This is a genomic window from Actinomadura sp. B10D3, from assembly GCF_039871695.1.
Taxonomy (GTDB): Bacteria; Actinomycetota; Actinomycetes; order Streptosporangiales; family Streptosporangiaceae; genus Spirillospora; species Spirillospora madurae.
Map to the genome: position 1 here is coordinate 91,637 of NZ_JBDPLY010000001.1, position 26,057 is coordinate 117,693.

Annotated in this window: 20 protein-coding genes and 1 other RNA gene; 8 read left to right on the plus strand and 13 right to left on the minus strand. The window is 69.9% G+C overall.

Annotated features, from left to right (window positions below; all coding sequences use genetic code 11):
• The first annotated feature begins 1 nt into the window (after nt 1).
• Nucleotides 2-1,939: a penicillin-binding transpeptidase domain-containing protein gene (locus tag ABGB11_RS00390; RefSeq protein ID WP_347627518.1), complete on the plus strand. Its 1,938-nt coding sequence runs from the start codon at nt 2-4 to the stop codon at nt 1,937-1,939.
• Nucleotides 1,940-2,247: 308 nt separating this feature from the next.
• Nucleotides 2,248-2,620: a transfer-messenger RNA gene (gene ssrA, locus ABGB11_RS00395) on the plus strand.
• Between the two features lie 634 nt (nt 2,621-3,254).
• On the opposite strand, the gene ABGB11_RS00400 is transcribed toward ssrA, so the two are convergent.
• The 4 genes from ABGB11_RS00400 to ABGB11_RS00415 all read right to left on the minus strand — a co-directional run bounded on the left by ABGB11_RS00400 (nt 3,255) and on the right by ABGB11_RS00415 (nt 7,638).
• Nucleotides 3,255-4,037, minus strand: coding sequence for a rhomboid-like protein (locus ABGB11_RS00400; protein WP_347627520.1), 783 nt, complete (start codon nt 4,035-4,037; stop codon nt 3,255-3,257).
• Nucleotides 4,034-4,639, minus strand: coding sequence for a hypothetical protein (locus ABGB11_RS00405; protein WP_347627522.1), 606 nt, complete (start codon nt 4,637-4,639; stop codon nt 4,034-4,036). The genes ABGB11_RS00400 and ABGB11_RS00405 overlap by 4 nt, the downstream gene beginning before the upstream one ends.
• Before the next feature lie 44 nt (nt 4,640-4,683).
• On the minus strand, nt 4,684-6,072 hold the full coding sequence (locus ABGB11_RS00410; protein ID WP_347627524.1) for a DNRLRE domain-containing protein: 1,389 nt from the start codon (nt 6,070-6,072) through the stop codon (nt 4,684-4,686).
• 153 nt (nt 6,073-6,225) lie between these two features.
• On the minus strand, nt 6,226-7,638 hold the full coding sequence (locus ABGB11_RS00415; RefSeq protein WP_347627526.1) for a PLP-dependent aminotransferase family protein: 1,413 nt from the start codon (nt 7,636-7,638) through the stop codon (nt 6,226-6,228).
• 45 nt (nt 7,639-7,683) lie between these two features.
• Here ABGB11_RS00415 and ABGB11_RS00420 point away from each other — a divergent pair, with 45 nt between their 5' ends.
• Nucleotides 7,684-8,625 carry an aldo/keto reductase gene (locus ABGB11_RS00420; RefSeq protein WP_347627528.1) on the plus strand — a complete coding sequence of 314 codons (942 nt, stop codon included), beginning with the start codon at nt 7,684-7,686 and terminating at the stop codon, nt 8,623-8,625.
• 33 nt (nt 8,626-8,658) lie between these two features.
• Here the strand turns inward: ABGB11_RS00420 and ABGB11_RS00425 are convergent, their stop codons facing one another.
• A complete protein-coding gene (locus ABGB11_RS00425; protein ID WP_347627530.1) occupies nt 8,659-11,907 on the minus strand; it encodes a DUF4132 domain-containing protein in 3,249 nt (1,082 codons plus the stop codon).
• A 63-nt stretch (nt 11,908-11,970) separates the two neighbouring features.
• On the opposite strand from ABGB11_RS00425, the gene ABGB11_RS00430 reads away from it, so the two are divergent.
• Entirely contained in the window at nt 11,971-13,245 is a 1,275-nt protein-coding gene (locus ABGB11_RS00430; RefSeq protein ID WP_347627532.1) for a M20 family metallopeptidase, read from the plus strand.
• On the opposite strand, the gene ABGB11_RS00435 is transcribed toward ABGB11_RS00430, so the two are convergent.
• From ABGB11_RS00435 to ABGB11_RS00455, 5 genes are all read right to left on the minus strand, one after another.
• A complete protein-coding gene (locus tag ABGB11_RS00435; RefSeq protein WP_347627534.1) occupies nt 13,209-15,167 on the minus strand; it encodes a class I SAM-dependent methyltransferase in 1,959 nt (652 codons plus the stop codon). The two genes, ABGB11_RS00430 and ABGB11_RS00435, sit on opposite strands and share 37 nt — an antisense overlap.
• Nucleotides 15,168-15,296: 129 nt before the next feature.
• A complete protein-coding gene (locus tag ABGB11_RS00440) occupies nt 15,297-15,803 on the minus strand; it encodes a hypothetical protein (protein WP_347627536.1) in 507 nt (168 codons plus the stop codon).
• Nucleotides 15,804-15,861: 58 nt separating this feature from the next.
• On the minus strand, nt 15,862-16,743 hold the full coding sequence (locus tag ABGB11_RS00445) for a DUF4231 domain-containing protein (protein ID WP_347627538.1): 882 nt from the start codon (nt 16,741-16,743) through the stop codon (nt 15,862-15,864).
• Nucleotides 16,744-16,846: 103 nt separating this feature from the next.
• Complete coding sequence (locus ABGB11_RS00450) at nt 16,847-17,464, minus strand: dihydrofolate reductase family protein (RefSeq protein WP_347627540.1); 618 nt, start codon at nt 17,462-17,464, stop codon at nt 16,847-16,849.
• Between the two features lie 74 nt (nt 17,465-17,538).
• Nucleotides 17,539-18,381 (minus strand): helix-turn-helix domain-containing protein, encoded by an 843-nt coding sequence (locus ABGB11_RS00455; RefSeq protein WP_347627542.1) that lies wholly within the window; start codon nt 18,379-18,381, stop codon nt 17,539-17,541.
• A gap of 73 nt (nt 18,382-18,454) precedes the next feature.
• Between ABGB11_RS00455 and ABGB11_RS00460 the strand changes: the two genes are divergently transcribed.
• Nucleotides 18,455-19,060: a VOC family protein gene (locus ABGB11_RS00460; RefSeq protein ID WP_347627544.1), complete on the plus strand. Its 606-nt coding sequence runs from the start codon at nt 18,455-18,457 to the stop codon at nt 19,058-19,060.
• 13 nt (nt 19,061-19,073) lie between these two features.
• Here ABGB11_RS00460 and ABGB11_RS00465 read toward each other — a convergent pair whose 3' ends face one another.
• A complete protein-coding gene (locus ABGB11_RS00465; protein WP_347627546.1) occupies nt 19,074-19,982 on the minus strand; it encodes a LysR family transcriptional regulator in 909 nt (302 codons plus the stop codon).
• Nucleotides 19,983-20,053: 71 nt separating this feature from the next.
• Here ABGB11_RS00465 and ABGB11_RS00470 point away from each other — a divergent pair, with 71 nt between their 5' ends.
• On the plus strand, nt 20,054-20,857 hold the full coding sequence (locus ABGB11_RS00470; RefSeq protein WP_347627548.1) for an isocitrate lyase/phosphoenolpyruvate mutase family protein: 804 nt from the start codon (nt 20,054-20,056) through the stop codon (nt 20,855-20,857).
• On the opposite strand, the gene ABGB11_RS00475 is transcribed toward ABGB11_RS00470, so the two are convergent.
• Nucleotides 20,823-21,431: a hypothetical protein gene (locus ABGB11_RS00475; RefSeq protein WP_347627550.1), complete on the minus strand. Its 609-nt coding sequence runs from the start codon at nt 21,429-21,431 to the stop codon at nt 20,823-20,825. The genes ABGB11_RS00470 and ABGB11_RS00475 overlap by 35 nt on opposite strands.
• 147 nt (nt 21,432-21,578) lie before the next feature.
• On the opposite strand from ABGB11_RS00475, the gene ABGB11_RS00480 reads away from it, so the two are divergent.
• Both ABGB11_RS00480 and ABGB11_RS00485 read left to right on the plus strand, forming a co-directional pair.
• Nucleotides 21,579-22,115, plus strand: coding sequence for a GNAT family protein (locus ABGB11_RS00480; RefSeq protein ID WP_347627552.1), 537 nt, complete (start codon nt 21,579-21,581; stop codon nt 22,113-22,115).
• Nucleotides 22,116-22,187: 72 nt separating this feature from the next.
• A complete protein-coding gene (locus tag ABGB11_RS00485) occupies nt 22,188-23,429 on the plus strand; it encodes an FxsB family cyclophane-forming radical SAM/SPASM peptide maturase (protein ID WP_347627554.1) in 1,242 nt (413 codons plus the stop codon).
• A gap of 2 nt (nt 23,430-23,431) precedes the next feature.
• On the opposite strand, the gene fxsT is transcribed toward ABGB11_RS00485, so the two are convergent.
• Entirely contained in the window at nt 23,432-25,960 is a 2,529-nt protein-coding gene (fxsT, locus tag ABGB11_RS00490; RefSeq protein WP_347627556.1) for an FxSxx-COOH system tetratricopeptide repeat protein, read from the minus strand.
• Nucleotides 25,961-26,057: the final 97 nt, after the last annotated feature.

Here is a 26,057-nt window from a genome sequence, read left to right on the forward strand (position 1 = left end):
GATGACGATCCGAGGCCGGCGGAGGGCCCGCGGCGGGTCCCCGGTCATGCAGCGTCCGGGTACCCGGCGCCGGGCGGTCGCGCTGACGGCCTGCGGCGCCCTGGTCGGGACCATGACGACGGGATGCTGGGCCGAGCCGTCCGCGATGCCGGCCGTGCGCGACTTCCTGATCGCCTGGCAGGTGGGCAACTACGAGGCCGCGGCCGGGCGGACCGTCGGCGGCGACCGGCAGCAGATCGAGGACGCGCTGAGCCGGGTCCGGCAGCAGCTCGACGCCGCGTCCCTGCGGCTGTCCCTCGGCACCGAGGTCCAGGGCTCGGACGTCGACCAGATCGTCAAGAAGGGCGACGAGGCCGACGCCCGCTTCACCGTGAAGATCGACCTCGGTGAGAACGGGCAGCCGTGGCAGTACCCGGGCCTGATGCACCTGCGCCGCGTCGGCGGCAAGTGGAAGGTCGTCTGGAGCCCGTCCATCATCAACACCAAGCTGAAGCCGGGCCAGCGGCTCGCCGTGGTGACCGAGACGCCCGAGCGCGCCCCGATCACCGACACGCAGGGCCGGTCGGTGCTGCGCGAGACCGGCGCCTACAACGTCGGCGTGTTCCCCGGGCAGCTCGCCGACCCGCAGAAGACCCTCGACCTGCTCGCCAAGCAGACCAAGATCGACGGCGGCCGGCGGCTGGACGCCGAGCGCCTCCTCGGCCGCGTCCGGTCCGCGCCGCCGCAGGCATTCCTGCCGCTCCTGACGCTGCAGGTCCCCACGCACAACGCGCTGATCCAGCGGCTCGTCCACGTCCCCGGCCTGCGGTTCAAGGGCGTCCGCGCGCCGATCGTGCCCGCGTACGCGCCCGAGCTGGTCGGCAACCTCGGCCCCGCCACCGCCGACCGGCTCCAGCAGGTCGGCGCCCCCTACCAGCCGGGCGACACGATCGGCGTCAGCGGCATCCAGCTGCTCCAGCAGCGCCGCCTCGCCGGGACGCCGACCGTCCGGGTCGTGGCGCAGGACGAGTCGGGCAAGGCCACCGAGGAGCTGCGGTCCTGGCCGGGCCAGGAGCCGCAGAAGGTCCAGACGACGCTCGACCCCGGCTACCAGCGGCGGGCCGACAACGCCCTGCGGAACCTGCGGCTCCCCGCGTCCATGGTGGCGTTGCGCCCGAGCACCGGCGAGGTCCTCGCCGTGTCCAACCACGGCACGAACGGCCGCAACCTCGCCTTCGAGGGCCACTACCCGCCCGGCCTCACCTTCGGCATCGTGTCCGCGGAGGCCCTGTTCTCCCAGGCCGGCATGAGCCAGTCCACCGAGACCACCTGCCCGGGCAGCGTCACCGTCGGCGGCAGGACCTTCACCAACAACGCCCGCGGCGACGGCAGCTTCGCCTCCCACTTCGCCGCGTCCTGCAAGACGACCCTCGCCCAGCTGAGCAGCAAGCTGGACGCCCAGGCCCTCGCCCGGGAGGCGGCCCAGCTCGGCATCGGCAAGAACTGGGGCCTCAACGTCCCGGCGTTCAGCGGCACGATGCCGACGCCCGCCAACGACGCCGAGAAGGCCGCCGCCATGATCGGTGAAGGCGGCGTCCAGGTCAGCCCCCTGGCCATGGCCCTCGTCGCCGCCGCCGCGCAGAACGGCACCTGGAAGCCCCCGTACGTCCTCAAGGACATCTCCGGCACCGTCCAGGCCCCGCCGCCGCAGAACCTGAAGCCCGAGTCGATCGCGAGCCTCAAGAAGGTCCTCACCCGCAACGCGACCCGCGGCAACGCCCGCGGCGCCCGCGTCTCCGGCGACGTCGTCGGCGTCGCCGCCGTCGCCGCCTACAAGGAAGGCGGCCGAGAGAAGACCGTCTCCTGGTTCGTCGGCTCCAGCGGCGACCGCGCCTTCGCCATCGCCGTCGAAGGCACCGTCAACACCCCCGCCATCGCCGCGAGGTTCCTCGGCGGATAGGGCTTTGTGAGGTCTTTACGGCCCGGACGCAACCATCCTGTGCCCTCCGGGCGTCTTTACGGGTGACTGAGACTCCGCTTGGGGGGTTGCGGACTCAGTCGCCGTGATGAGACCGGAGCCTCGTCTCGGGGGAGGCTCTGCCGTCCGGACCGGCCCGACCCTGCCGGTCGACCCCGGTGGGCGCGACACCGTTCGCGCCCACCGGGGTTCACGTGTGTCCGCCGGGGAATCCGATTGCCCGCGCGCACGTTATGCTTGTAGCGTCGTCGTGCGGACGTCCCCGGACGCCCGCTTTGACAACTGAACATGGGGGTGACCGGCTTCGACTTCGGTCGTTCGAGCCAGGGGAAGCGGGTCGAGGGTTGCTGTCGTGACCTCGTAAATCCTGTGACAGCAAACCAATAACTGCCAACAAGAAGCAGTCCGAGTTCGCCCTCGCCGCCTGAGCGAGGAGCGAACTCTGTCAGCCCGGGTGCGTCTCCGACCCGGGGTCTGGCATCGTAAGGAGACTCCACCTGCCGGCCCGGTCGCGGGGCCGGTAGGGACACCCAACAGCGACTGAGCCCGTCGGCGACACGCCTGCGTGAGCGCCGGGGCTGAGAAAACGCCAAGCAGGCTGCACCCGGAGAAGCCCTGACTCATCACCGAAGGACGCGGGTTCGATTCCCGCCACCTCCACTCGGAGTAGGGAGTGGTGTGCCCGCGGAAAGCGCGGGCCGCCACTCCTTCGTCATGTCTGCCTGGGGGGCGACCCCCAGACCCCCGATGTGGGGGCTCCGCCCCCACGCCCCCTCCCGGCTCAGGTCGTTGTTCGACGTTCCTGTTCTCGCTGCCGCGGGTTCCTTCGGTGGGGCGTGTCTTCATCGCCGCGACGTCGCCGTCCGCGTCCGTCAGGACCGCGTACGGCCCCTTGCCCCGGGCCGCGTGGGTCGTCGACTTCCGTCACCGTGAGCTCCTGCTTCCACAGGCAGTCGGCAGGCCTGATCGGGACGGTGGGGCAGGGCGTGGCCACCTCGTACGCGCGCAGGTCACGGTCACCGTCGGGCAGGTCCGCCACGAGCGCGCCGACGGCGCCCGCCACCATGCCGAGGCCGATGAGGAGGAAGACGATCGGCCCAGCCGTCCCCAGCGGTGCTGCGGAAAAAGCGCGCCATCAGGACAAAACTGTCCACGGCTACACCACCGCGACGATGCGGTCAGACGGGAACGAGTTCAGCATCACGCCACGTATTGGTCCAAGACTGGGGGTCCTGTGGGAGCTCCCAGTGCGGCAGATCTGTACGGCGAGCCCGACCTGACCATCCGGGGACGGTGCTCACGTCTGTGTGTTTTGCCGTTCAGGGGCCTTGGCTGTCCCCGACTTGTTCTTGTTTCGCGCTTCAGGCCTGCTGCGGTGCAGTGCGACGGCGCAAGCCAGTCCGATGGCTACCGCGGAGAGATGGCCGATCGTGGTGAAGTCAGGTAGAGGGCCATGCCATGTTGCCAAGTACAGGAGATAGGCGACGCCCGTGAGGAGCCATACTGGGCGGAGCAATTGCGGGAGGAACAGGATCATCACTGCCATGATGGCGATGGTCCCGTAGCTTGGGCCGAAATCGAACGTGCGCAGCACCGAGGCGTCGTAGAAGCCTGCCCGCACACCCGCGATCTTGACTCCGGTGGTGATCAATGTCCCGCCGACATGTCCGGCGACGAACACGGCAACGCAGATACTCGCCCCATAGGTGCGCTCGACCCTGCCCATGCACCAGCCGATTCCGCCGGCGAGCGTGATGAGACTCGAAACGCTCCACAGTGGAGGGGTCAACACCAGCGTGCTGCCGGCCAATGCGACGAGTGGCCGGCTTTCCATGGCCGGAACGGTCGTACTGATCGAGAGAAGAAAGTCGCGCGCCACGCTGATGGGGACGACCTTGTATACAAGAACGTAGCCAAGGCATAGGATGGTCAGGTAGCCGAATGTGACCGGCGTGCGCCGGGGCGTGGGAATGGCCTGGCCGAACCGATATCTCGGTTTTTGCAATGCTGGTGATTCTGGCTCGCTTGAACGGTGTTCCTTGGCTTCCAACGAGGGCGCTTCCGGTCGTGGCAGCGTCACGAGTTGAGGAGTCGATAGAGTTCGTCACCCTCCGGGAATGGCGCGCCCGCCGCAAGAGGGATGATGTGGACGGTGCCCTCCTCGAACTGGTGGTAGGACATGGCCTCGGATTTCGGGCCGACGATGAGGACGTTCTGGTTCCGGCGCCAGGCGGCGTAACGCCACGTGATGGGGCCGGCGGCCATGGAACTGCTGCCCTGCAGCGTCGTGGTGTGGTCGGGCCGTCCGAGCCGCGCCGTGAAGCGTTCCACGGCGTCCTCGACGGCGGCATCGAAGTCGCCGCGGTCCGCATCCTGCCGGACGGACCAGCCGGGAACTGAAACGAAGGGGTCGTCCGGGCTGAGCGCCAACGTGTAGAAGTAGGCGAACGGCATGAAGAAACCGCAGTCAGCGAAGACGAACTGCCCCTGGCTGGTGACACAGTGCACCTCGCTCATCGGGACGGTGTCGTCGGGCTCGGTCCAGCCGAAGGTCGGCATTGCGGCGGTGGCGTCCGGACCCTCCCAGGACATGTCCGCCAAACTGATGATCTGCGCGGCCAGGTCATCGGTGACGGGGCACACGGCCACATGTTCCGTGAGGTCGGTCTCATCGTCGGTCATGAGATCTCCTTTCGAGCGGCACGGTGGTCCACCAGTAAGCACCTCTAGCAGGACTCTTGCCAGGCCTTGCGGCTTTGGGTGTCATTGAGGCGGTAGTCGCCGGTTTCCCAGTTGAGGTCGAAGTAGGCGACCCAGAGGGCGCGGCGTTTGGCGAGGTAGGCGTTGGTGGCGCGGAGCCAGGAGGCGCGTTGGTCGCCGTTGTCGCCCTTGATCAGGAAGCTGCCGGTCTCGGCGATGCCGAAGGGGAGGTTTTCGGCCTTGCTGACGGCGACGACCCGGTCGTACATGGTGGCGGGGGTGTCGTAGCGGCCCTTCTTCCAGCCGAGGTTGTAGACGTCCCAGCCGAGGACCTGGATGACGTCGCGTCCGGGGTAGTAGTCGCGCCAGTCGCGCTTGGAGAGGGGGTCGAGGCTCCAGCTCATCAGGACGAGGGTGGCGTGGAGGCGGGGGTTGCCGGCTTTGTCGGCGAGGGAGCGCAGGTGGCGCCAGGCGGCGCGGTAGTCGGCGGCGGTGAACTCGCCGGAGGCGATGTTGTCCTCGGGCTCGTGGTAGTAGACCCAGTAGACGTCGTGGTCGCGGGGCGCGGTCGCGAACCAGCGGGTCATCTCCTTGTCGTACTTGCCGGCGAGGATGTCCTTGGGGGCGAGTTTGAAGGAGATGATCGGCGGGCGGTTGCCGGTGTCGGGGTTGCCGGGCCACGCCGGCGGGACGCCGGGGTAGTACAGCCGGACGGTCTCCAGGCCGCCGTAGGTGTCGTCCATGCGGCTGAGTGCGTTCTGGAACGTCTCACCCGGTTTGAGGTCGAGGGAGACGCCGCAGAGGGTGGGGGTGGCGGCCGACAGGTTCCGGGGTCTCTCGGAAGAGTCATCGGTCGTGAGGACGAGGCGGGGGCCGTTGCCGCTCTCCCGAGAGCGAAGCGATGCCGCCGAGCGGGCGTCCTTGCTGGTGAAGGCGAAAGCGTGGCGGCCGGGGCCCCGGACCACCGAGGTGACGTCGAAGCCGATCGTGTCGGCGGTGGGGGCGGCGGTCGCGACGACCGGGCCGGCGGCGGGACGGTTGTTCCAGAACGTGCCATGCTCGGTCCAGGACGCGGGCACTTTGCGGAGCTCGACCTGGCGGGGACGTGGGCCGTCGAGCGCGACCTCCATGCGGGCCCCGGTGATGCGGGGCGTGTCGCGCGGCACGTCGAACGCGACGTACGCCTCGGTGTGTCTTCCTGGCGACGTCGAGGCTGTGATCGTCCTGGCCACGCCGAAGCCTTCGGCCGGTTCCTCACGTGCCACGGAGGTGTCGGCGACCGCCGGAACGATGATCTTGGACGTGGCATCGTGGCTCAGTTTGAGACCGGTCAGCGTGAACGCGCCGACGTGCAGGACGACGATCGTGGCGAGGGTGCCTACCAGGGGACGCCTCCGGACGGCTGGGGCGGGCACCGAGCCGTGCTCGTCGGGTCGATGGTGGTCAGCAGGGGAAGAGTCCTGAGTTCCTCGCATGTTGTTACCGTTCGGAGGCATCCGCACACGGCATGCTCCGGTCTAGTGATCGATGTCACTGTCGATGAGCGGTCACTCGCCGCGGGTGAGTGATCAGCGGGGCGGGCGCAACGCTTCGCGGAGGAGCGTGACGGCTGCGGAGATCTCCGTGTCGCTGATGTTGCCGTAGCCAAGGACGAGCGCGTTCCCCGCAGATCGCTTCACGCGGTAGTCGTCGAGGTCCGCCAGACGAAGCCCGGACGCGGCCCCGGCCCGGACCGCCGCACGGGTGTCGGTGCCGTCCGGTAGGTGCAGCAGGATGTGCAGCCCTGCGGCGGTGCCGGCCACCCGGCCCTCCGGCACCTGGGCGCCGAGCGTCCGGACGAGGAGGTCGCGGCGGGCACGGAACCGCCGCCGCGCCGCCCGCAGGTGGGCGTCGTACCACCCGCGGTCGATGAAGGCGGCGAGCGCGAGTTGGTCCAGCACCGGAGGCGCGGCGGCGACGGGGTTCGCCGCCCGGAGCGCCGAGCTCATCGCGGCGGGCGCGACCAGCCAGCCGAGGCCGAGGGCCGGCGACAGCGTCTTGCTGACCGAGCCGAGGAGGAAGACCCGGCTCGGGTCCATGCCCTGCATGACGGCGATCGGGGGGCGGTCGTAGCGGAACTCGGCGTCGTAGTCGTCCTCGATGAGGAAGCCGTCGACGTCGCGGGCCCAGCGCACCAGACGTGCCCGGCGTGCCGGGGACAGGACCGTGCCGGTGGGGAACTGGTGCGCCGCGCCGACGACCACGGCGCGGGCCGGGATCTGTGCGAGGTCGTCGACGCGGAGGCCGTCGTGGTCCACCGGTACCGGGTGGACGCGCAAACCGGCGCTCCTCGCGGCGTCCCGCAGCCGCGGCCAGCCCGGATCTTCCACGGCCACGTCGGCGATGCCCTCGGCGCGCAGCGTCCGGCACAGGCGGGCCAGACCGTCGGTGATGCCCGCGCACACGGCCACGGACGCGGCGGCCGCGTCCGCGCTGCGCGAGCGCCGCAGGTACTGCGCGAGGGTGGTGCGCAGCACCGCATGCCCGGACGGGTCGGGCAGGCCGAGGTCATAGTGGACGGCCGAGCCGGTGACCGTGCGGACGGCTTCGGCCCAGCGCCGGCGCGGAAACGCCCGGAGGTCGGGCAGGCCGGGCGCGAGGTCGTACCGGATCGGTGGCCGCGGCGGTGCGGGTCGCGCGCGGGGCAGCGGCGGCGCGGTGTCCGGTGTCCAGGAGACGCGGGTGGCGGAACCCGTCCGCGCGGAGAGGTAGCCCTCCGCTTTGAGCTGGGCGTACGCCTCTGTCACGACCCACCGGGAGCAGCCGAGTTCCTCGGCGAGCGTTCGGCTCGGCGGCACGGCGGCGCCCTCCACCAGCCGCCCCTCCCGGATCGCGGCGCGCAGCGCGTGAGCCAGGCGATCGTGCAGGCGGCGCCGGCCGCGTTCCGGGGGGTGGACGTCCAGCAGTGTCGCCCACGCGAGATTGGTCTGGGGAACAGACACAAGATTGGATCGTAGCGCCGATCCGAATCCGCCTACGTTGTCACCGTGATTGACAACTTGTCTCTTGGTTCCATGTTGTTCGGCACCGTTCAGGACGAGCGCCGGTCGTTCGAGCTCCTGGACCGTTTCGTGGACGCCGGAGGCGTCTGGATCGACACCGCCGACTGCTATGCGTTCTGGGCCGATCCGAGCGGCTTCGGAGGGCAGAGCGAGACCGTGCTCGGGCGCTGGCTGGCGAGCCGCCCGGGCGTCCGCGACCGCGTCAAGATCAGCACCAAGGTGGGCTGCGAGCCGACCGTGGTCGGAGGGTTCCCGGAGCGGGTCGAGGGCCTCTCGGACAAGGCCGTCAAGCGTGCGATCGAGGGCAGCCTTCGACGGCTCTGTACCGACCACGTCGAGCTGTACTGGGCCCACAAGCCCGATCCGGACACACCGCTGGAAGAGACGGTCGCCGCCTTCGGTGACCTCGTGTCCGCAGGTACGGTCGGCCGCCTGGGCTGCTCCAACTACCCCGTCTGGCAGGTCGAGCGGGCACGGCGGATCGCACAGGCCGACGGCTGTGCCGGCTTCACCGCGATGCAGCAGCACCACACATACCTGCAACCGCGTCCAGGCACCCAGCCCACTGTGGTGCACCGGTTCGGCGCGGTCACGGACGAGGGTCTCCACTACCTGGAACACAACCCCGACATGGCGCTGTGGGCGTACACGCCGCTGCTGAGCGGGCGCTACACCAACACGGACAAGCCGCTGCCGGCGGAGTACGAGCACCCCGGCACCGCACGCCGCCTCACGGTGCTCGACGAGATCGCCGCGGAGACCGGCACGAACCGCAACCGTGTGGTGCTGGCGTGGCTGACCGGCGGCACCCCGGCCGCCGTGCCGATCGTCGGCGTCAGCACGGTCGAGCAGCTGGACGAGGCGATCGCGGGCGTGTCACTGGAGCTGACCGCCGAGCAGCGCGGACGTCTGGACTCCGCAGTGTGACCTGAACGGACCCTGCGGAGTCCAGACATCGGTCTACGTCGCCGTGCGGCCGTCGGTGAGGTGGAGGACGTCGGTCAGGAGCTCCGAGGCGCTGATCGCGTCGAGGTCGGCGAAGGTCGCGGAGTGGGTGCCGGGCCGCTGGGCCAGGTCGTGGCCGGGGACGATGCGGACCTCCTTGATCCGCTGCTCCGGCCAGTCTCCCGGAGCGGTGACGGGGACGCCGGGGTCGAGGTCCAGGACGACCGTCCGGCCGCCGGGGAGGCGCCGTGAGATCCAGAAGATGATGCCGTTGTCCAGCGGGATTCCGCGGTCCCAGCCGCGCTGCCGCAGGCCCTGCACCGCGCCGGTGGGGACGCTGAGGCCGCGGAACCGGTCGAGTGCGGCTCCGGCCCGCTCGTCGTCGGTCAGCGTGTGGATCGGGCGGCCGAGCTGGGGGAACGGCTGGATGATCTCGTAGTCGGCGAAGACGTCGGACCACGCTTTCAGATCGCCCTCGGGCAGGTGCAGGGGGTGGGCGATCCCGACCTGGTCGGCGTCGGCCAGGGCGGTTTCGGCGTCGTCGAGGTCGGCGAGCGAGCGGTCCTCGGCGATGCGGAACGTCCGGTCGCCCGCCGTCCACAGCAGCCGGTGGGCGATGTGCCAGATCAGGGGATGCCCCACGATCAGCTCGCGGAACTCGTCCGCGCTCCAGCGCCGCCCGGCGACCATCGCCCGCTCCAGCCGCTCCAGCTGTGCGGCCACGGTGGCACGCGCCTCCTTCTTCAGCGCGGTGAACCGCTTGCGCGCCGCCGGGGCCAGCTCGGCGTCGTCGCGCACGCCCGGCTTGGGGAGACTCGCCCGCCGCTTGCCGTCCTCGTCGAGCACGAACGGCTTGAGCCGGTCGTCGAACCCGACGGTGAACCGGCGCGGGCCGTAGTCGAGGACGAGCGTGCCCGCCGCGTCCAGGCCCAGGTCGGGGACGAGCCGGTCCGCCAGCCGCTCGGCGGTCAGCCCGCGGTCGGCGGCGAGCACGGCGATCCGGTTCCGCGCCTGTCCCTGCAGGCCCTTGTACTTGATCCGTTCGGCGATGCCGTTGAGCCCGCCGAGCGCGGTGTCGGTGCCGATCGCGACGAGCGCGTCCAGGCCCGCGACGGCCATGCGGTGGCCGTTCATGCCCGGCCACCTGCGGATCACCGACGTCAGGTCGCGCGCCGTGGTGTCGTCCCCGAGGAGGCCCAGCGCGGCCATGACCCAGCCCTCGTTCTGCAGACCGCGGCCGCCGCCGCGCTCGCGCAGGCCCGACAGCTCGAAGATCCTCCAGACGAACGCGCCGAGGGAGGCGGGGGTGCACGCCTCCCGCACCGCGTCCACGCCGGGGTGGACGTCGTCGGGCTCGGACACCATGAGGAGCGTGATCAGGGGTCCGACCGCCGCGCCGGGCAGCGCCCGCCCGTCCCGCAGCAGTACCTGGGGGAGGAGGTGCGGGTCCAGCCAGCGCGGGGTGGCGGGAATCTGTGCGGGCAGGGCGGCCGTCAGCGGGTCGAGCGCGACCAGCGCCTCGATCTCGGCGGCGGCTTTGGCGCCGTAGTCCCGTCCGGCCGCCAGGACGTCGTCGGCGTGCCCATGCGAGGCGAGGTGGACCAGTGCCATCTCCGCCTCGCGCTGCTCCCGCCGCTCGGTGATCCTCGTCCCGTGGGAGAGGGCGGCGGGGACGAGCGCGCGAGCCGCGGCCGCCGCGTGCCGCGCGAACCAGCGTTCCGCGACGGGGCGCAGCGCCGGGCGCCGCAGCAGCGACTCCGCCATCCGCGCGGCGATCCCGGCGTCGCAGAACGGGAGCAGGAGCTCGGCGGCGGCCGCGGGCCGGCGCCCGACCATGTCCATCGCCGCCGGGACGGCGTCCACGGAGAAACGCGCCAGGATCGGCTTCAGCCGTTCGGGGGCGATCTCGGTGATCAGCCCGGGCCACCAGCGGGCGAGCAGGGGACGAACGTCCTCCTCCGGGCCGGACAGGAACAGGCCCACCTGCCGCTCGGTGGGCAGCTGGCGATCGTGGAAGAGCTCGATCTCCTTCTCCCAGTCGACCTCGTGGCCGGCCGGGGGAGCGGCCCACTCCTCACGTTCACCGGGCTCCCATGCGGCTGTGAGCTCAGCCGGGGGTTTGAGGTACTTGACAGCGGCGCGCTTGCGGTCTCGCAGGCCCCCGCCTGCCCAGGGAGGGACGGCCAACACCGACGGCAGGTCCTCCGGCGCCGCCTCGTCGGCCCACCCGGCGTCCCGGACGGCCGGACCGCCCAGCAGGCGGGCCGCGTACCGGGCGATCTCCCCGGGACCGGAGTCCACGGCGGTGCGGAAAGCCCGGCGCGCGCTTTCCGGGAAGTGCTCCGCGGCGTGGAGGACGGCCGCGTGCGCGCCCGGCCGGTCGAGGCGTTCTACCAGGGCCTTCATCGCCTCGTCGGACGGCAGGACGCCGAGGACTTCCAACACCAGGGGAGCGGCCGTGCGGTCGAACAGATCGACCAGGGGAGGGACCAGCGCGGGGCCGAGCCCGTCGGCCGCGGTGTACAGGACGTGGTCCCTGACCAGCCACCCCCACGGCTGCACCGTCCCCCAGAACCGCGCGACCTGGTCCGCGGTGCCGAGCGAGCACATGACCCGCTGCGGCAGGCAGGGCGGCAGATTGTCGGGCAGCTCGGCGCACAGGTCGTCCACCCAGGCGGTCTCCGACGGCGCCAGGAACGCCGTGGCGATCCGCGCGATGAGGTCCTGGCGGGATTCCGCCAGCATCGCGACCACGTCCTGGTACTCCCGGTCATCGGCGGCCGCGACGAGTGCGCGCATGCGGGGAGCGACGTCATCGAAGGCCGCGTCACCCTGACTTCGCAAGAGCGCCCAGTCGTCGTGGCGCACCAGTTGCAGATGCTGACCGCCACTTGGGTCGGGCTCCACCCGGAAGCGCGCGAGCCCGGCCGTCGCCGCGGCCGCGAACGCCAGACCGTGCTCGGCGACCCACGCGTCCGCGAGGTCCCCCGCCCCGATGCTCGGGACGGAGGCCGCGAGGACGGCCGCGCCCAGGGGATTCGCAGGGCCGTCCAGGTGGGCGCGAGCGGCTTCGACCAGTTCGGGCGCGCTCTTCCCGTGGCCGAGCACCTGCTCGGCCCTCTCGCGCGACTCCGTCAAGGCGCTGCGCAGCCGCTCGGCGGCGCCAGGATCGATGGCGGCAGGCACCGCAAGCACGCTCCCACCGCGCCGGGGGTGGAGCCTGCTGAGCTGGTGCTCGGAAAACGCGAGTTCCTTCTGAGACATGAACGATCACGCTAGCCCCACCACCCGACAAAACCCGACGCGGGACGCCCGAAAGCACCACACTTGGCAGGCTTTGAAGTGAGTGTCATTCTGAGCCTCGGTAGCCAACGGATAGGGCATCGTGACATGACCGCTGACGGTTCTCATGGTCTGGCCCCGCCCGCGATCGACACGTTGCAGGAACTGCTGAGGTTGCTGGCCGACGAAATTCCGGCCGCGGTCGAACTGCGTCATCGGCTCCACCGCGTCCCGGAACTCGGGTCGGAAGAGCATGCCACGGTCGCGCTGATCGAGGATGCTCTTCCTGTTCAGGGGCGGAGTTTCGCCGGGACGGGACGGCTGGTCTCGATTGGCGACGCGGCTCAGGACGCCGTTTGGGTACGGGCCGAACTCGACGCTCTGGCCGTCAGGGAACGGACCGGAGCGCCGTATTCAGCCACGGGTGAATACATGCACGCCTGCGGTCATGACGTCCATCTCGCGGCGTTGGCCGCCCTGGTACGTGCCGCTCACCGGATGCAGGACGAGCTGCCGGCCAGGCTCACCGCGGTCTTCCAGCCCAGTGAGGAGCGTCATCCGTCCGGGGCGCTGGCGCTGGTCAACGATCCCGAACTGGCGGTCGGCGTGAGAGCCGCGATCGCCGTGCACGTCCATCCGGAGCTGCCCTGGGGCGGGGTCGGGATCGAGCCGGGGGCCGTCAACGCCGCCGCCGACGCGGTGCACATCGTGATCAAAGGGGCGGGCGGGCATGCCGCCTACCCGCATCAGGCCACCGATCCCGTGCTGGCGCTGGCCCACCTCGTGGTCGGGCTGAACGGCCTGGTCGGACGCCAGGTGGATCCGACCCGGGCGGCGACGCTGACGGTCGGGAGCCTGCGGGCGGGTTCGACGGAGAACATCATTCCCGACGAGGCCGAGGCCAGGGTCACCTTCCGCGCCTTGGACGAGCGCGACCAGGACCGGCTGCGCGACGCCGTGACGCGGATGGCGACCGGTGTCGCCGAGGCGCACGGCTGCACCGCCGAGTTGACGTTCCCCAAGAGCGAGCCGGCGCTGGTCAACGACGACGGGGCGGCGCTCGCCGCCCGGTCGCTCGCCGCGATCGGCGGGTTCCGGCTCGCGCCGCCGTGGCGTTCCTGCGGCGGCGACGACTTCGCCCACTACAGGGCCGTCTGCCCGGCGTTGATGATCTTCGTGGGCCTGCGCGGTGCGCCGGGGTTCCGGCCTGCTCCGCTGCACCAGGCCGATTTCCTGCCGCCCGACGGTGCCGTGGCCGCGGCGGCCAAGGCGCTGGCCCTGGGCTACGTCGCGGGGGCGTCGGTCGACCCGGCCTCCTGAGCGGGACGCCGGAAGGTCATGACCTTGAAGAACGGGATGGCGCCGACCGAACGCTCGCCTGCGGGGACCAGTCCGTTGCGGACGGCGCTCTCCCGGAGTTCCTCACAGGAGAAGGCGCCGATCATGTCGGCGTTTCCGCTGATGAACCCGTTGGCGTAATCCTCCGACAGCCCGTGCGCGACCATGGCGTCGCGCCACTGCCTGGCCGCTTCCTCGGAGTCGGGTCCCGAACTCTCGTCGATGCCGAACGAATCGGAGAAGACCAGGCTTCCGCCTGGTTGCAGCCGGCGCTTGCACTCCGTGAAGAAGCTGTCGGCGGTGACGGGCCCTGCGGCGCGATCGAGCATGAAGTGCATCACCAGGGACCCGAAGATGACGTCATAACGGAGGTCCTCGCGCACCCCCTGCCAGGCGATCTGCTTGAGCAGGTGGACGCGGGCGTTGACGTCGTCGCCGAGGTATTCCCTGGCGATGTTGTGCATCTGTTCGGCGCGGTCGACCGCGTAGTAGCGGCCGACCGGCGGGAGGTCCCCGAGGGCTTCGGAGGGCTCGCTGAGATGCTTGATCCAGGGCAGGATCTGCGCGGTCAGGCTGCCCGTGCCATGCCCGATCTCCAGCAGGTCCACGGGCTTGCCGGTGCCCTGGCGGATGTGCAGGATCTCGCGGGCCACCGCCGCCGCGCATTCGGAGATGAACTCGTTGTAGGGCGGGATCCAGCATCGAACGTGCTGGTCATACCGATCGAAGTAGGCCGGCGGCCGCCGCTCGGTCTGCTGGTTCCACGCCAAGTCCCACTGGCCGATCCGGTGTTTGCTCAGCCATTTGCGCTTCAGGCTCACGAAGTCGTCGGCCGGATCGAACCGGACCGCGCCCTCCACCACCGCGTTGTAGAACACCCGCGCGTTCTCGCATCGGTGTTCGTCGTGCTCCATGACGAACATCTGCTGATCCTTGGAGTCCCGGCCCCGCCGGTAGCCGCCGAAGGTGGCGTCGTCTTCGATGAGCAGCAGATTCAGGCCGACCGTCTCCGTGCTGAACGGGTGCCGGGCACGCGGGTCGATGTCGTCCTTGGTGGCGACGAAGATCTTGTAGTCCTTGTGCCGCAGGAGTTCCTTGCGCCAGGCGTCGATGTAGCGCGACAGTTCCGACTCGCGTTCGAAGAACAGTTTCCAGTCGACGAGGAAGACGCGCTCGCCCACGGGAGTGGTCAGGTCCGGCTTGCTGGACTTCCAGAACGGCTCGATGTCGTCGGTGAGGTCGGCGATCGCCTTGACCTGGAGGTTCGGACGCTTCTGCAGGGCGTTGAACATCCGTACGTAGTAGTCGGACTGCGCGGCGATGACCGACTGCCCGCCCTCGCGGATCCCGCCCGCCATCGCCTTGACCAGGCCGTCCATCAGGTGCAGGTGGGCATGATCGCCTTGATAGGTGTCCAGCACCTGCTGCACGCCGTGGTGGAATTCGGTGCGTGCGCGGCGGAGTTCTCGATGTCCAGGGCTGAGCGCGCCGTTCTGCAGCGCATCGAGCAGCTTGCGCAGATCCGTCTCGAAGCGCTTGAAGTTGGCCTCCCAGCTCGCGTCGTTCGGATACTGCAGGTACTTGGGTGCTCCGAAGTCCTCGGGAAGCGCGTCCGAGTCTTCCTGCTTCAGCACGATGACCGGGATGTCGGCACGCCGCGCGAAGCCGACCTCGAATGCCAGGTTGGGTCGTCCGGACGACCCCTCCAGGATCATCAGGTCGCACTGGAGCAACTGGTTCTCTATCTCCGCGCCGATATTGCGGATGTGCTGCTGCTGGCTCCAGTCGTACACATCGTAGTCGCGCTCGGCGAGCTGCTTCCGCACAATGTCGAGAGCCTTGTTCAGGGCGCTCTCCTCAGAAACCTGCTGGGACCAGGCGAGGAACACTCGTATGCGATCCAAGACTCATCCAGTCTTTCCGTTTATTGATCGAATTCACATGACGCGGATGTCATACGTGCGGAGTGCAATGGATATGCTACGGCTTTTCGTTCTCGCTGTCAGCGAGCTGCTCGGCCATATGCGGTCCGGTCAATGGAGACGGGCCTCACCGAGCATGTCCGAAGATCGCGCGGTGCCCGGCGGCCAGACCCGGTGGACCGGGATGCCGCGGCGCCTGGCTTCATCGACGACCTCCGCCGTGCCGCCTCGTCCCGCCGCCGGCCGTCCGTCCCAGACCGCGATCACTTCGTCCGCCGACTCCAGCATGACGGCGTTCGCCGCCTCGTGGGCGTGCGAGGTGGAGCTGGCGAACGGGAGGCGGCGGACCACGGTGGCCGCGGCGAGCATCCGGTCGTACGGCGCCCGCGCGGACGCGGGGAGGGCATCGGGAAGGTCCGCGGCGCAGACCACCGCCTCCAGCGTCCCGCCGAGTTCGAGGACGACGGCCGCGAAGATCTGATCGGTGCCCTCCGCGAGGCAGGAGACCCCCACGAACTCCGGGGCGCGCGAGCCGAGCAGCTCCCGGATCCGCGCCTCCACCGTGCGCGCCGACCGCGGAGTCAGGTCCCGATGACCGGTCACGGCGATGCGTGCCACCACACGATCACCACCCTTGCCTCGGCGCCATCCTGCCACGCGTCCGGCCGGGGCGGGGTCAGCTGTGCGACGCCCACCAGAGCGTGTGCTCACGGGAGATCGCCTCCTCCGCCTCGTCGACGAAGTGCGCCCACTCCGCCTCGGTCTCGGGCCAGTGCGCGCGCGAGGCGATGTCGGCCAGTTCCTGGGCGGCGACCGCGTAGGCGCTGGCCAGCTGATGATGCTGCCGGGTCTGGAGCCAGGCCACACCGGCGGCGGCCAGCGCGCCCGCCACCCCGGCCAGGTCGATGTCGACCAACTGCACCACCTTCAAGACCGCGCAGACGAGTCCGATCGCCTCGACCACGGCGAGCGCGACCGACCACCTGGCGGCTCGCTGCTCGTTCAGCAGCGCCCGCGCGGAGTACCACGAGCGTTGATCATTGATCCGGCCGAGCGTGTAGGCATGCCGCCTTTCGTCCAACGGCAGCGCCCTCACCTGCCGCATCGCGTTCGTGACCTCCAGCCCGCCTTCGGGGGGCGGCACGACGACGACGCCTCGCAGAGCGTCCGTGATATGGCCGAACCGGCGAAGGAGTTGTTCGTCGACGTGGCGCCCGTCCTCGTTCCCCTGGTCGAAGGGGCGTCCCCCGACGAGGTAGCGCCACGCCAACGACTTGACCGACTCCGCCATGGCGCGCGCCGCGTACCAATGGCGGTCCGGCCGCACGGTCAGCAGGTAGACGTCGGTCACCAGGGCCACGATCAGCGCCGTGGCGGCCCCGAAGGCGGCAAGGTCCACGCGCCCGCTCTCGAGGCTCAGAGCCCCGAAGAGCGCCGCGGCGACGAGTGCGGTCAGCCGGACCCTGGTGGCGGCGAGAAGCCTTTGCTGCCCTAATTGGGCACAGCGATCGGCGGCCCGATACGACGCCGGGAACTCCGCCTCTGAAATCAGCTCCACACACTCATGTCAGGCCAACCGGGGTCACCCGTCTATGGAAAACCTGACAGTCGGTCGACGAAATGGCTGTCCGGGTAGCCTTTTCGCCTTGCCGCGGTGGTCGTCAGGGCCGGCGGCGGACCTTGTACTTCAGGTGCAGGACTCCCTCGCCCTGGACGACCACGTGGGGGCCCTCCAGGAGGTGCCGGCCGTCGATGGCGCCGAAGTAGCGTTTGCCTGTGCCGAACACCACCGGCACGACGTCCATCGCCACCTCGTCCACGAGGCCGGCGGCGAGGGCCTGGCCGCCCACGTCGCCGGCGTTCACGGCGACGGCACGGTCCCCGGCGAGTTCCCGGGCCTTGCCGATCGCGGCCGTCACGTCCCCGACGAAGTGGTACGACGCCTCAGGGTGCCAGCCCTCGGGCTTGGGGCGGTGGGACACCACGACCACGTGGTCGCCCGTGGGCGGCTGCCCTTCCCAGCCGTTCATCAGGTCGAACAGGTGGCGGCCCGTCACGATCGTGCCGATCGACCGCCACATCGGCCGGACGTACTCGGCCGATGCCCGCGAGACCCTGAAGCCGCTTCCGGCTCCGGAGTGGTCGTACTGCTGATCGTCCTTCACGACGATCGGGGTGTCCCCGTTGAAGTACCAGTCGTGGAGCGGCCCGACCTCGTCCTTCTCGTCGGCGATGAAGCCGTCCACCGACATCACGCTGTGCATGATCACTGTGCCCACGGGTCTTCCTCCGGTCTTCCCTGCGCCATTTCTCCGATCCTGTCGTTCCCGGTCACGGCCGGGCATGTAAGAAATCACTCCGCGGGAATCGGGCCGGCGTCCGGCGGGAACCCCCTCTCGGCCGGGAACCGGCGCCGCAGGGCCAGGTACTCCGTCGGGGTGTGGCTGGTGAAGTCCTTGAACTCCCTGCTGAAGTGGGCCCGGTCGAAGTAGCCCGCTGCCTGGGCGAGGTCCGACCAGTCGACCGGACGCAGGGCGTCCACGGAGACGATCAGCCGGGCGAAGCGGTAGATCCGCGCCACCCGCTTCGGCGTGACACCGACATGGGACGTGAACTGCCTGGCCAGGTGGTTGCCGCTCACCCCGGCGGCATCGGCCAGCGCACCGACCGGGACCGCGCCATGGGAGGTCTCCAGGCGCCCGCCGGTGTGCACGACCAGGCCGAGACCGCGCGAGGGCGCCTCGGCGAGCCGCGACAGCAGCTCCTCCTCCAAGACCCGCAGTGTCTCGGCGGGCGATGCCGTGTCGCCGACCTGGTTGCGGATCCGGTCGATGGACCGCCGCCAGACGGCGTCGACCGGCACCCACCGGTTGTGCAGCTCGGACGCAGGCATGTCGACGAACGGTGAAAGCCCCCAGGGCTTGAAATGCACTCCGACCAACCGCACTGGGGTGGGGTACTCGTACAGGAAACGCCGGGTCCATACGCCCATGAACCATCCGTCGGTGAACACCGCCGGTGGCACCGAAGGGTCGGAATCCCATAGGCGTGCGGGTCCGCCCAGGTTGACGTACAGGTGCGCCGACGGCATCGGCGGCACGTTCATCCGGCGGTGGCGCGGCACCCCGGTCAGGCAGTAGATGTCGTCGATGAACCGGTCGAGGGGTGGGGCAGGCACCCGGCCGACGTATTCCATGGGCTCATTGTGGCCGTCCCCGGGCCTGCCTTCTTCCCTCCCGGACGTGGAGTGCCCGGGTTATGGTCCCGGGATGAAGCTTGATCATTTGGTGTACGCCGCCCCTGATCTGGCCGCGGCGGTCGAGGACGTCGCGCGCCTGACCGGGGTGCGGCCGCTGCCGGGCGGGTCGCACGTCGGCATGGGCAGTCGGAACCACCTGCTGGGGCTCGGCGGTGCTGCCTTTCTCGAGGTCATCGGACCGGACCCCGAGCAGCCCGATCCGGCAGGACCTCGACCGTTCGGGATCGACGATCTGACCGAGCCCGGGTTGGTCGGCTGGGCCGTGGCCACTGACGACCTGGACGAGACCATCGACCGTGCTCGGGCGGCCGGGTACGACCCCGGGCCTCCGACGGAGATGTCGCGCCGCCGTCCCGGTGGGGAACTGCTGCAGTGGAGGTTGACGGCGCCTCGGACGGGACCGGTGCCGTTCATCATCGACTGGGGAGACACGCCCCACCCGGCGCGCGAACTCCCGGTCGTGCGGCTGCTGTCGTTCGAGGCCGTCCATCCCGAACCCGAGGCTGTGCGGAAGGACCTATCAGCCCTCGGGGGCGAGTTGAACGTCCGAGAGGGCGCGCGCCCGGCGTTGGTGGCGCGTTTGGAGGGCCCGAACGGACCGGTGACACTCAGCTAGCCGGCCAGCCACCCTAGCGCAGGTCGGGAGTGTGGGCTCTGAGCTCCGTGAGGAAGGCGGTCGTCAGGCGGCTCTGGTAGCCGTCCTTCCGGCGGACGGCGACCACGGGCAGTTCAGCCGCCAGGCTCTGCACCTCGACCGTGCGCAGGCTGCCGATGCGCAGTTCCTCGCGGATGCCGCTGAGGGGCATGAGCGCCACGCCGAGCCCGGCCTCCACCAGGCGTGTCTGCGCGGTGAGGCTGTCGATCAGGGTGATGGAGGGGTCGGCGAGCCCGGCCGCCGCCAGCTCCCGTCGCAGCACGTGGCCGAACGAGTCGGGCTGGAGCCGCTCGGGTGGGAAGCCGAGCCAGCGCTCCTTCCGAAGCGGGCCCAGATCCGGTATCACCGGCTCGGTGATCTCGTGGGAGGCGGACACCACGACCAGGAGCCGCTCCGCGCCGAGCGGGACGGACTCCAGCGCGGGATCGGGGTCGGGGAAGTAGCGCAACCCCAGCGCGGCCTCACCGGTGCGGACCAGGACGCTCACCTCGCGGCTGGTGGCCGTCCGCAGGTCGACGGGGGCGTCCGGGAAACGCGCCTCGAAAGCGCGCAGCGCGTCGACGATGTGCGAGTCCGCGAGCGTCCGGACGATGGCGACGCTCAGGGCCTGCGCCTCGCCCGCCACGTCCCGGACGGCCTGCGCGCCGTCGCGGACGGCGGCCAGCGCCGCCTGGGCGTGCGGAAGGAGCGCCTTCCCTGCCTCGGTGAGCGCGACACGGCGACCGGTGCGGTCGAACAGCGGCGCGCCCAGCGAGCGTTCCAGCTCGCGGATGCGCCGGCTGATCGCCGGCTGGGACCGTCCGAGCCGCGCGGACGCCTCGGTGAACCCGCCCACCTCGGCGATGCACACGAACGTCTCGATCTCGTCGATGGTCACCTTCATCAGTATTCCTGATGGATCGCATCTGGAACATGCATTTGACTGATGGTGCAGGCGCAGACGAGGCTGGCCTCATGACGGACAAAGCGACCGCTTTCCGGGCACTGCATCAGCGCTCCGAACCACTGCTGCTGCCGAACCCCTGGGACGCCGGGACGGCGCGGCTGCTGGCGCACCTCGGTTTCGAGGCACTCGCCACCACCAGCCTCGGCGTCGCCAACCTGCATGGCCGGCGCCGAGCAGGCCGCCAGGAGATCCTGGACAACTGCCGGGTCATCAACGACGCGACCCCGCTGCCCGTGAACGCCGACCTGGAGAACGGCTTCGCCGACGACCCCGCCGAGGCGGCGAAGATGATCGTGGAGGCCTGCGCGCACGGCGCCGCCGGGGCGTCCATCGAGGACGCGACGGGGGACCGGCGCAACCCGATCTACGACTTCGGCCTGGCCGCCGAGCGGGTGCGCGCGGCCGCGGAGGCCGCCCGGACCCTGCCCGTCCCGCTCGTCCTGACGGCCCGGGCCGAGAACCTGCTGTACGGGATCGACGATCTCGACGACACCATCCGGCGGCTGCAGGCCTTCGAGGAGGCCGGTGCGGACGTCCTGTACGCGCCCGGCCTGCGCACCCTGGACCAGATGCGCACGGTGGTCGCGTCCGTCGGCAAGCCCGTCAACGTGGTGATGGGCTCCGCCGACCCCTCCATCACCCTGGACCAACTGGCCGAGATCGGCGTGCGGCGCGTGAGCATCGGCGGCGCACTCTCCAGGCTGGCCATGCGCTCGTTCCTGGACGGTGCCCGCGAGATGCGCGAGGGCCGCTTCGGGTTCGTCACCGACGTGGCGCCTATGTCCGATCTGCTCCCGGCCTTCGTCCGGTAACCGCCCAGTCGAGGAGGGCGAAGCCCAACGCGAACCCCAGCATCGTGAATACGCCGCGCGGCCAGAAGATGTGGCTGTCGATGAACGACCAGCCGGATAACAGCAGGACGGCCGTGCCCGGGAGAACCCGGATGCCGTGCCGCGGCCACAACGCGACCGCGGCAGCCACGACGGCGACGATGAGGGCGTAGGCACCGACATGCCCGAGTGCGTCGCCGGTGTCGTAGAGCGGCTGCTTCAGCGCCCCCAGATCCGCGTTCTGGGGAGCGTGCTCGACGGTGGTTCCCGCCGCGATACCGGCGACCGCGTCCAGCCCGGTGTAGTAGGCGGCGTAGGCGAACGCGGCGATCCACACCACCACGGTGGCCACCCCCGCGAGGTCGCGGCGAGGCCGACGCCACAGGAGCGCCAGCAACCCGACCGGCAGCAGCGGAAAGACAGGGAGCAGCACGATGTGCAGGTGAGCCCATTCTTCCGCGGTCGTCCTGGACAGGCCATGGGGGTGCACCCAACCCGCCACGGCCAGAACGAGCGGCGCAGCGGTCACCAGTACCGACCTTCCGATGCTCAACACGCCCGCGATCGTAGAACCAAGCGCCCCACCCACCAGATCCCGTAAGAGCTCCGTAATGCCCTGAACGCGACATCATCGGCACTGGGCGCGGTGCGGGGTGGTTTGTGTGGATCGAGGGGTGCGGGGTGGGTGGCGTAGATTTCGCAGGTGGGTGTGGAGTTGAGGGTGGGGGCCCGGGTGGCGGTCCGGCGGGTTCGGGCGGAGGATGAGGCGCGTTTCGTCGAGCTGGCGTGTGCCAGTTCCGCGTTTCATCGGCCGTGGGTCGATCCGCCGGTGTCGGCGGAGCAGTTCTCGGAGTACCTCGCGCGGTTCGACGAGGTCACGGCCGTCGGAATGGTGGTCTGCCTGCGGGACGGGGGAGACCTGGCCGGCTTCGTCAACATCAACGGGATCGTCCGCGGCTCATACCAGCGCGGCATGCTGGGGTACGCGGCTTTCCTGCCCTATGCGGGGCAGGGATACCTGAGCGAAGGGGTCGCGCTCGCGGTGAGGTACGCCTTCGAACGGTTGGAACTGCACCGCGTCGAGGCCGACATCCAGCCCGGGAACGACGCGTCGGTCCGTCTGGTGAAGCGGCTCGGTTTCCGCAGGGAGGGTTTCTCGCCCGGGTTCATCGAGATCGACGGGGAATGGCGGGATCACGAGCGGTGGGCGCTCACGAAGGGTGTCGATCATGTTTATTGATCTTGTGAACTAGACATATCACTACAAAATTAGAAGCGCAGCGCCGTGTCTTGATCTCCTGGGGGTCAGCAGGTGGGCGTCAGCAGCGAGGAACCCGGCCAGACGATCGAGTGGCCGGGCGCACTCGACGTGCGCGGACTCCTGGAGGACGGCTGGCGGCCCACGCCGATCCGTGACTTCATCCTCAAGGTCCACAGCCGGTGCAACCTGGCGTGCGACTACTGCTACATGTACGAGATGGCCGACCAGGGCTGGCGCCGGCAGCCCCGGCGGATGTCGCGGCATGTCCTCGAGTGGGCGGCGCGGCGCATCGCGGAGCATGCGCGGACCAACCGGATCTTCGACGTCCAGGTCGTGCTCCACGGGGGCGAACCGCTGCTCGCCGGTGCGGAGCACCTCAGGTACGCCATCGAGACGATCGTGGCGGCGGCGGAGCCGGACGTGCGCGTCGGCTTCAGCGTCCAGACCAACGGCGTCCTGCTGGACGAGATGTTCCTCGACCTGTTCGCCGAGCACGGCGTCTCGGTGGGCGTGAGCGTGGACGGCGACGAGGAGGGCCACGACCTCCACCGGCGGCGCGCCGACGGCCGCGGCAGCTACCAGGCGGTGCGGGACGGGCTGGAGCGGCTCACCGTGCCGGGCTACCGGCACCTGTTCGGCGGGGTGCTGAGCACCATCGAACTGCGCAACGACCCGATCGCCACATACGAGTCGCTCCTGGGTCTCGGGCCGCCCGAGATGGACTTCCTCCTGCCGCACGGCAACTGGGACACCCCGCCTCCCGGACGGCCGCCGGACGAGTCGACGCCCTACGCGGACTGGCTCATCGCGATCTTCGACCGGTGGTACGCCGCGGAGGCGGGCGACGTCCGCATCCGGCTGTTCAGCGAGATCATCCGGCTGCTGTTCGGCCGGATGTCGGCCAGCGAGGCCGTCGGGCTGTCCCCGGTGGCCGTGGTCGTGGTGGAGACCAACGGCGAGATCGAGCAGGTCGACTCGCTGAAGTCGGCCTACGACGGGGCGGCGGGCACGCGGCTGCACGTATCGCGCGACCCGTTCGACACCGTCCTGTCGCTGCCGTCCGTCGCCGCACGGCAGATCGGGCGGCGGGCGCTGTCGGACCAGTGCCTGGCCTGCCCGGCGCACGAGGTCTGCGGCGCGGGCCTCTACCCGCACCGCTACCGGTCGGGCACGGGATTCCGCAACCCGTCCGTCTACTGCCAGGACCTGTTCAAGCTGATCACCCACATCCGGGACGTGGTCAGCAGCGACCTGAACCTCTCCGTGGCGGAGCCGGTGGCCACCGCGGTCTGAGGTCAGATGGGCGGCGGGTCGAAGTCGGCGTCGAGCCGGCGTCCCTCCAGGAAGACGCGGGCGTCGGGGTGGTCGAGAGTGAGGCTGCGCAGGTAGCGCTCCTCGGTGTCGTCGAACAGCGCCGTGGCCTCGTCGTCCCGGCCGAGCGCCCGCAGGTCCGCGACGGTGTTCGCGGCCGCCGACAGCGTCAGCGGATGGTTGTCTCCCAGCAGCGCCCGGAGGCGCCGCAGGCTGCCCGAGCAGAGCCGGTACGCCGACTCCGTCTCGCCGAGGGCGGCCAGGTCGCTGGCCAGGTTGATGGCGACGGTGAGCGAGAAGTGGTGGTCGCGGCCCAGCTTCACCTCCAGGCCCGCCAGCGCGTCCTCGTTGAGCTTTCGGGCGATCTCCGGGTCGCCGGTGATGCGCCGCAGGACGGCCAGGTTCCCCGCGCAGGCGTGGTTGTAGGGGTGCTCGGCGGCGTAGATCCGCGGATAGCGGCGGACGGTGTCGTCCGCGAGGACCAGGGCCTCCTGGAACTCGCCGATCGTCCGCCGGATGTTCGCGAGGGCGACGGCCGCGGCGAGCGTGTCCGGGTGGTCCAGACCGTAGATGCGTACGTAGCGCTGCTGGATCTCTTCGGCCAGCTCAAGGGCGCGCTCGTAATCCCCGGCGCGGCGCCAGGCGATGGAGAGGTCCCTGCCGGCGCGCAGCGTCCAGGTGCTTTCGGGGCCCAACTTCTCGATGCCGAAGGCGTACACGTCCTCGCCGAGGTCGCAGGCCTCCGAATAGTCCCCGCCGAGCCTTACCGTCCTGACGAGCCCGGTGTAGAAGTTGAGGTAGGAGCTGGGGTCCGAAGACGCGCCGTCGATGGAGAGCACTCCCCGCAGCACCTTTTCAAGGCGCGTCCGGGCGGTCGGGTAATCGCTCTTGAGGCCATAGTCGAGCGCCACACTGTTCATAGCGCGCCAGGTATTCCAGTCCTTCTCTCCGAACTTGGATTCGTACCGGCGCAGTGTCTCCTCGTCGATCTCATGGGCCTGCTGGAAGTCGCCGCTCGCCCTGAGGTCCGCCGCTCGTCCACGAAGGGCGCGCAGTGTCGTGTCGTGGTCGTGTCCGAGGACCTTTTCGGCCGCGTTGAGCGTCTCGAGGTTGCGCTCCGCCGCTTCGTCGTACTGGCCGAGTTCGCGGAGGAGGTTGGCCAGTTGGACCTGAAGGTTGAGCACGTCCTCATGGTCGGCGCCAGAGGTGGAGGTCCACTCATCGAGGAACGACTGCACGAAGGACCGAGCAGAGGGGAAGTCGGCCGAGGAGTAGAGATAGGTCACCATGTTGAGCGCGAGTTCGCGCACTTCCGGAGCCTGGCATCGCGCGACCCCGGCCGGTTCGAAGTGCCCCAGCGAGTTGAGGTAGGTGTTCCAGTTGCCGGCGTCGTTCGGGTCCAACCTGGTGTAACCGGCCAGTAGGAGGTGGACCTCATGCCGGAGGCGCTCCTGCTCCGCCTCCGGCAACTCGTCCCGGACGAGAGCTTGGATCAGCCGGTGCACCTGAATCGTTCGGGCGGGGATGTCCAGCCTGGCAAGAGCGAAGCGCCCGAGCTCTCCAATGGCACGGCCGAGGCGGATGGGGTCCTCGATGAGGTTTCTGAGCTGGGGGCTCAGACCGGGCACGACCTTGCTGAAAGCATCCCGCGGGATCGGCTCGGGGCCGAAGAAGGCGCAGTAGCGCAGGAGGTCGAGTGCCTCGGGCAGCTTCTCCTCCAGGCTGGCCACCGAAAGCGCCCAGGCGGCCGTCATCGACACGGGGTACTCGGTCGGCTTTCCTTGGGAGAGCAACTGGCTGGTGCGCTGGGTCAGGAGTTGGAGGTACTCCGATACCGCGATGCCGGTCTCGGTCTGGAGCGCACCCGCCTGTTCGAGAGCAAGCGGCAGGTCTCCGAGTTCTTCCGCGAGCCGGTCCGCGTCCTCCGAAGTGATACCTCTCGGTACCCGCTTGCTCAGGAACTCCACACTCTCTTCGCGGGTGAAGACGTCGATGGGAACGGCGTCGACGATGCCCGCCCAGCGGTGGTTGCGCGACGTGATCAGCACGTGCCCCGGGCCCTGCGGGAGGACGTCGGTGAGTTCCTCCGGCTCGTCCGCGTTGTCAAAGATCAACAGCCACTTGGAGTAGGGCTCTCCGCGGCGTAACGCGTCGAGCACCGCGTTGGCGGCGTCCTCGACACCGCTCACCGCCGCCGAGGGGAGGCCGAGCGGTTGTGCCAGGCTGGCCAATGATGAGCGGACCAGAACCGGTTGGTCCGCGGGGATCCACCAAACGACGTCATAGTCCGACTGGTACCGATAGGCGTATTCGACCGCCATCTGGGTCTTGCCCACGCCGCCGAGGCCGTGCAGCGCGTGCGGCACCACCGCCGTGACCTGGTTGGCCAGTCCGCTGCGCAGCCGTGCGAGCAGATCCGTGCGGCCGGTGAAGTTCTTGTTCTGGGGAGGGACCTTCCCCCAGATCTGGGGAACGCGCTCGGTGGATGGTACGTCCGGCTGTGATTTGATCACTCGATCCCCCTGCGCATGCCGGCGCTCGCGGGCGCGAGGCATCACGGTGCGGTCAAGTCAGGTCGTCAACGAAGTTAGTGTAATAAGGCCATCTGTT

What these genes read in the sequence shown, in the direction of transcription:
- ABGB11_RS00455 (WP_347627542.1), bottom strand. Translation starts at nt 18,381, where the DNA reads ATGGAATACGTCGGCCGGGTGCCTGCCCCACCCCTCGACCGGTTCATC.
- ABGB11_RS00390 (WP_347627518.1), top strand. Translation starts at nt 2, where the DNA reads ATGACGATCCGAGGCCGGCGGAGGGCCCGCGGCGGGTCCCCGGTCATG.
- ABGB11_RS00460 (WP_347627544.1), top strand. Translation starts at nt 18,455, where the DNA reads ATGAAGCTTGATCATTTGGTGTACGCCGCCCCTGATCTGGCCGCGGCG.
- ABGB11_RS00425 (WP_347627530.1), bottom strand. Translation starts at nt 11,907, where the DNA reads ATGTCTCAGAAGGAACTCGCGTTTTCCGAGCACCAGCTCAGCAGGCTC.
- ABGB11_RS00470 (WP_347627548.1), top strand. Translation starts at nt 20,054, where the DNA reads ATGACGGACAAAGCGACCGCTTTCCGGGCACTGCATCAGCGCTCCGAA.
- ABGB11_RS00405 (WP_347627522.1), bottom strand. Translation starts at nt 4,639, where the DNA reads ATGACCGACGATGAGACCGACCTCACGGAACATGTGGCCGTGTGCCCC.
- ABGB11_RS00465 (WP_347627546.1), bottom strand. Translation starts at nt 19,982, where the DNA reads ATGAAGGTGACCATCGACGAGATCGAGACGTTCGTGTGCATCGCCGAG.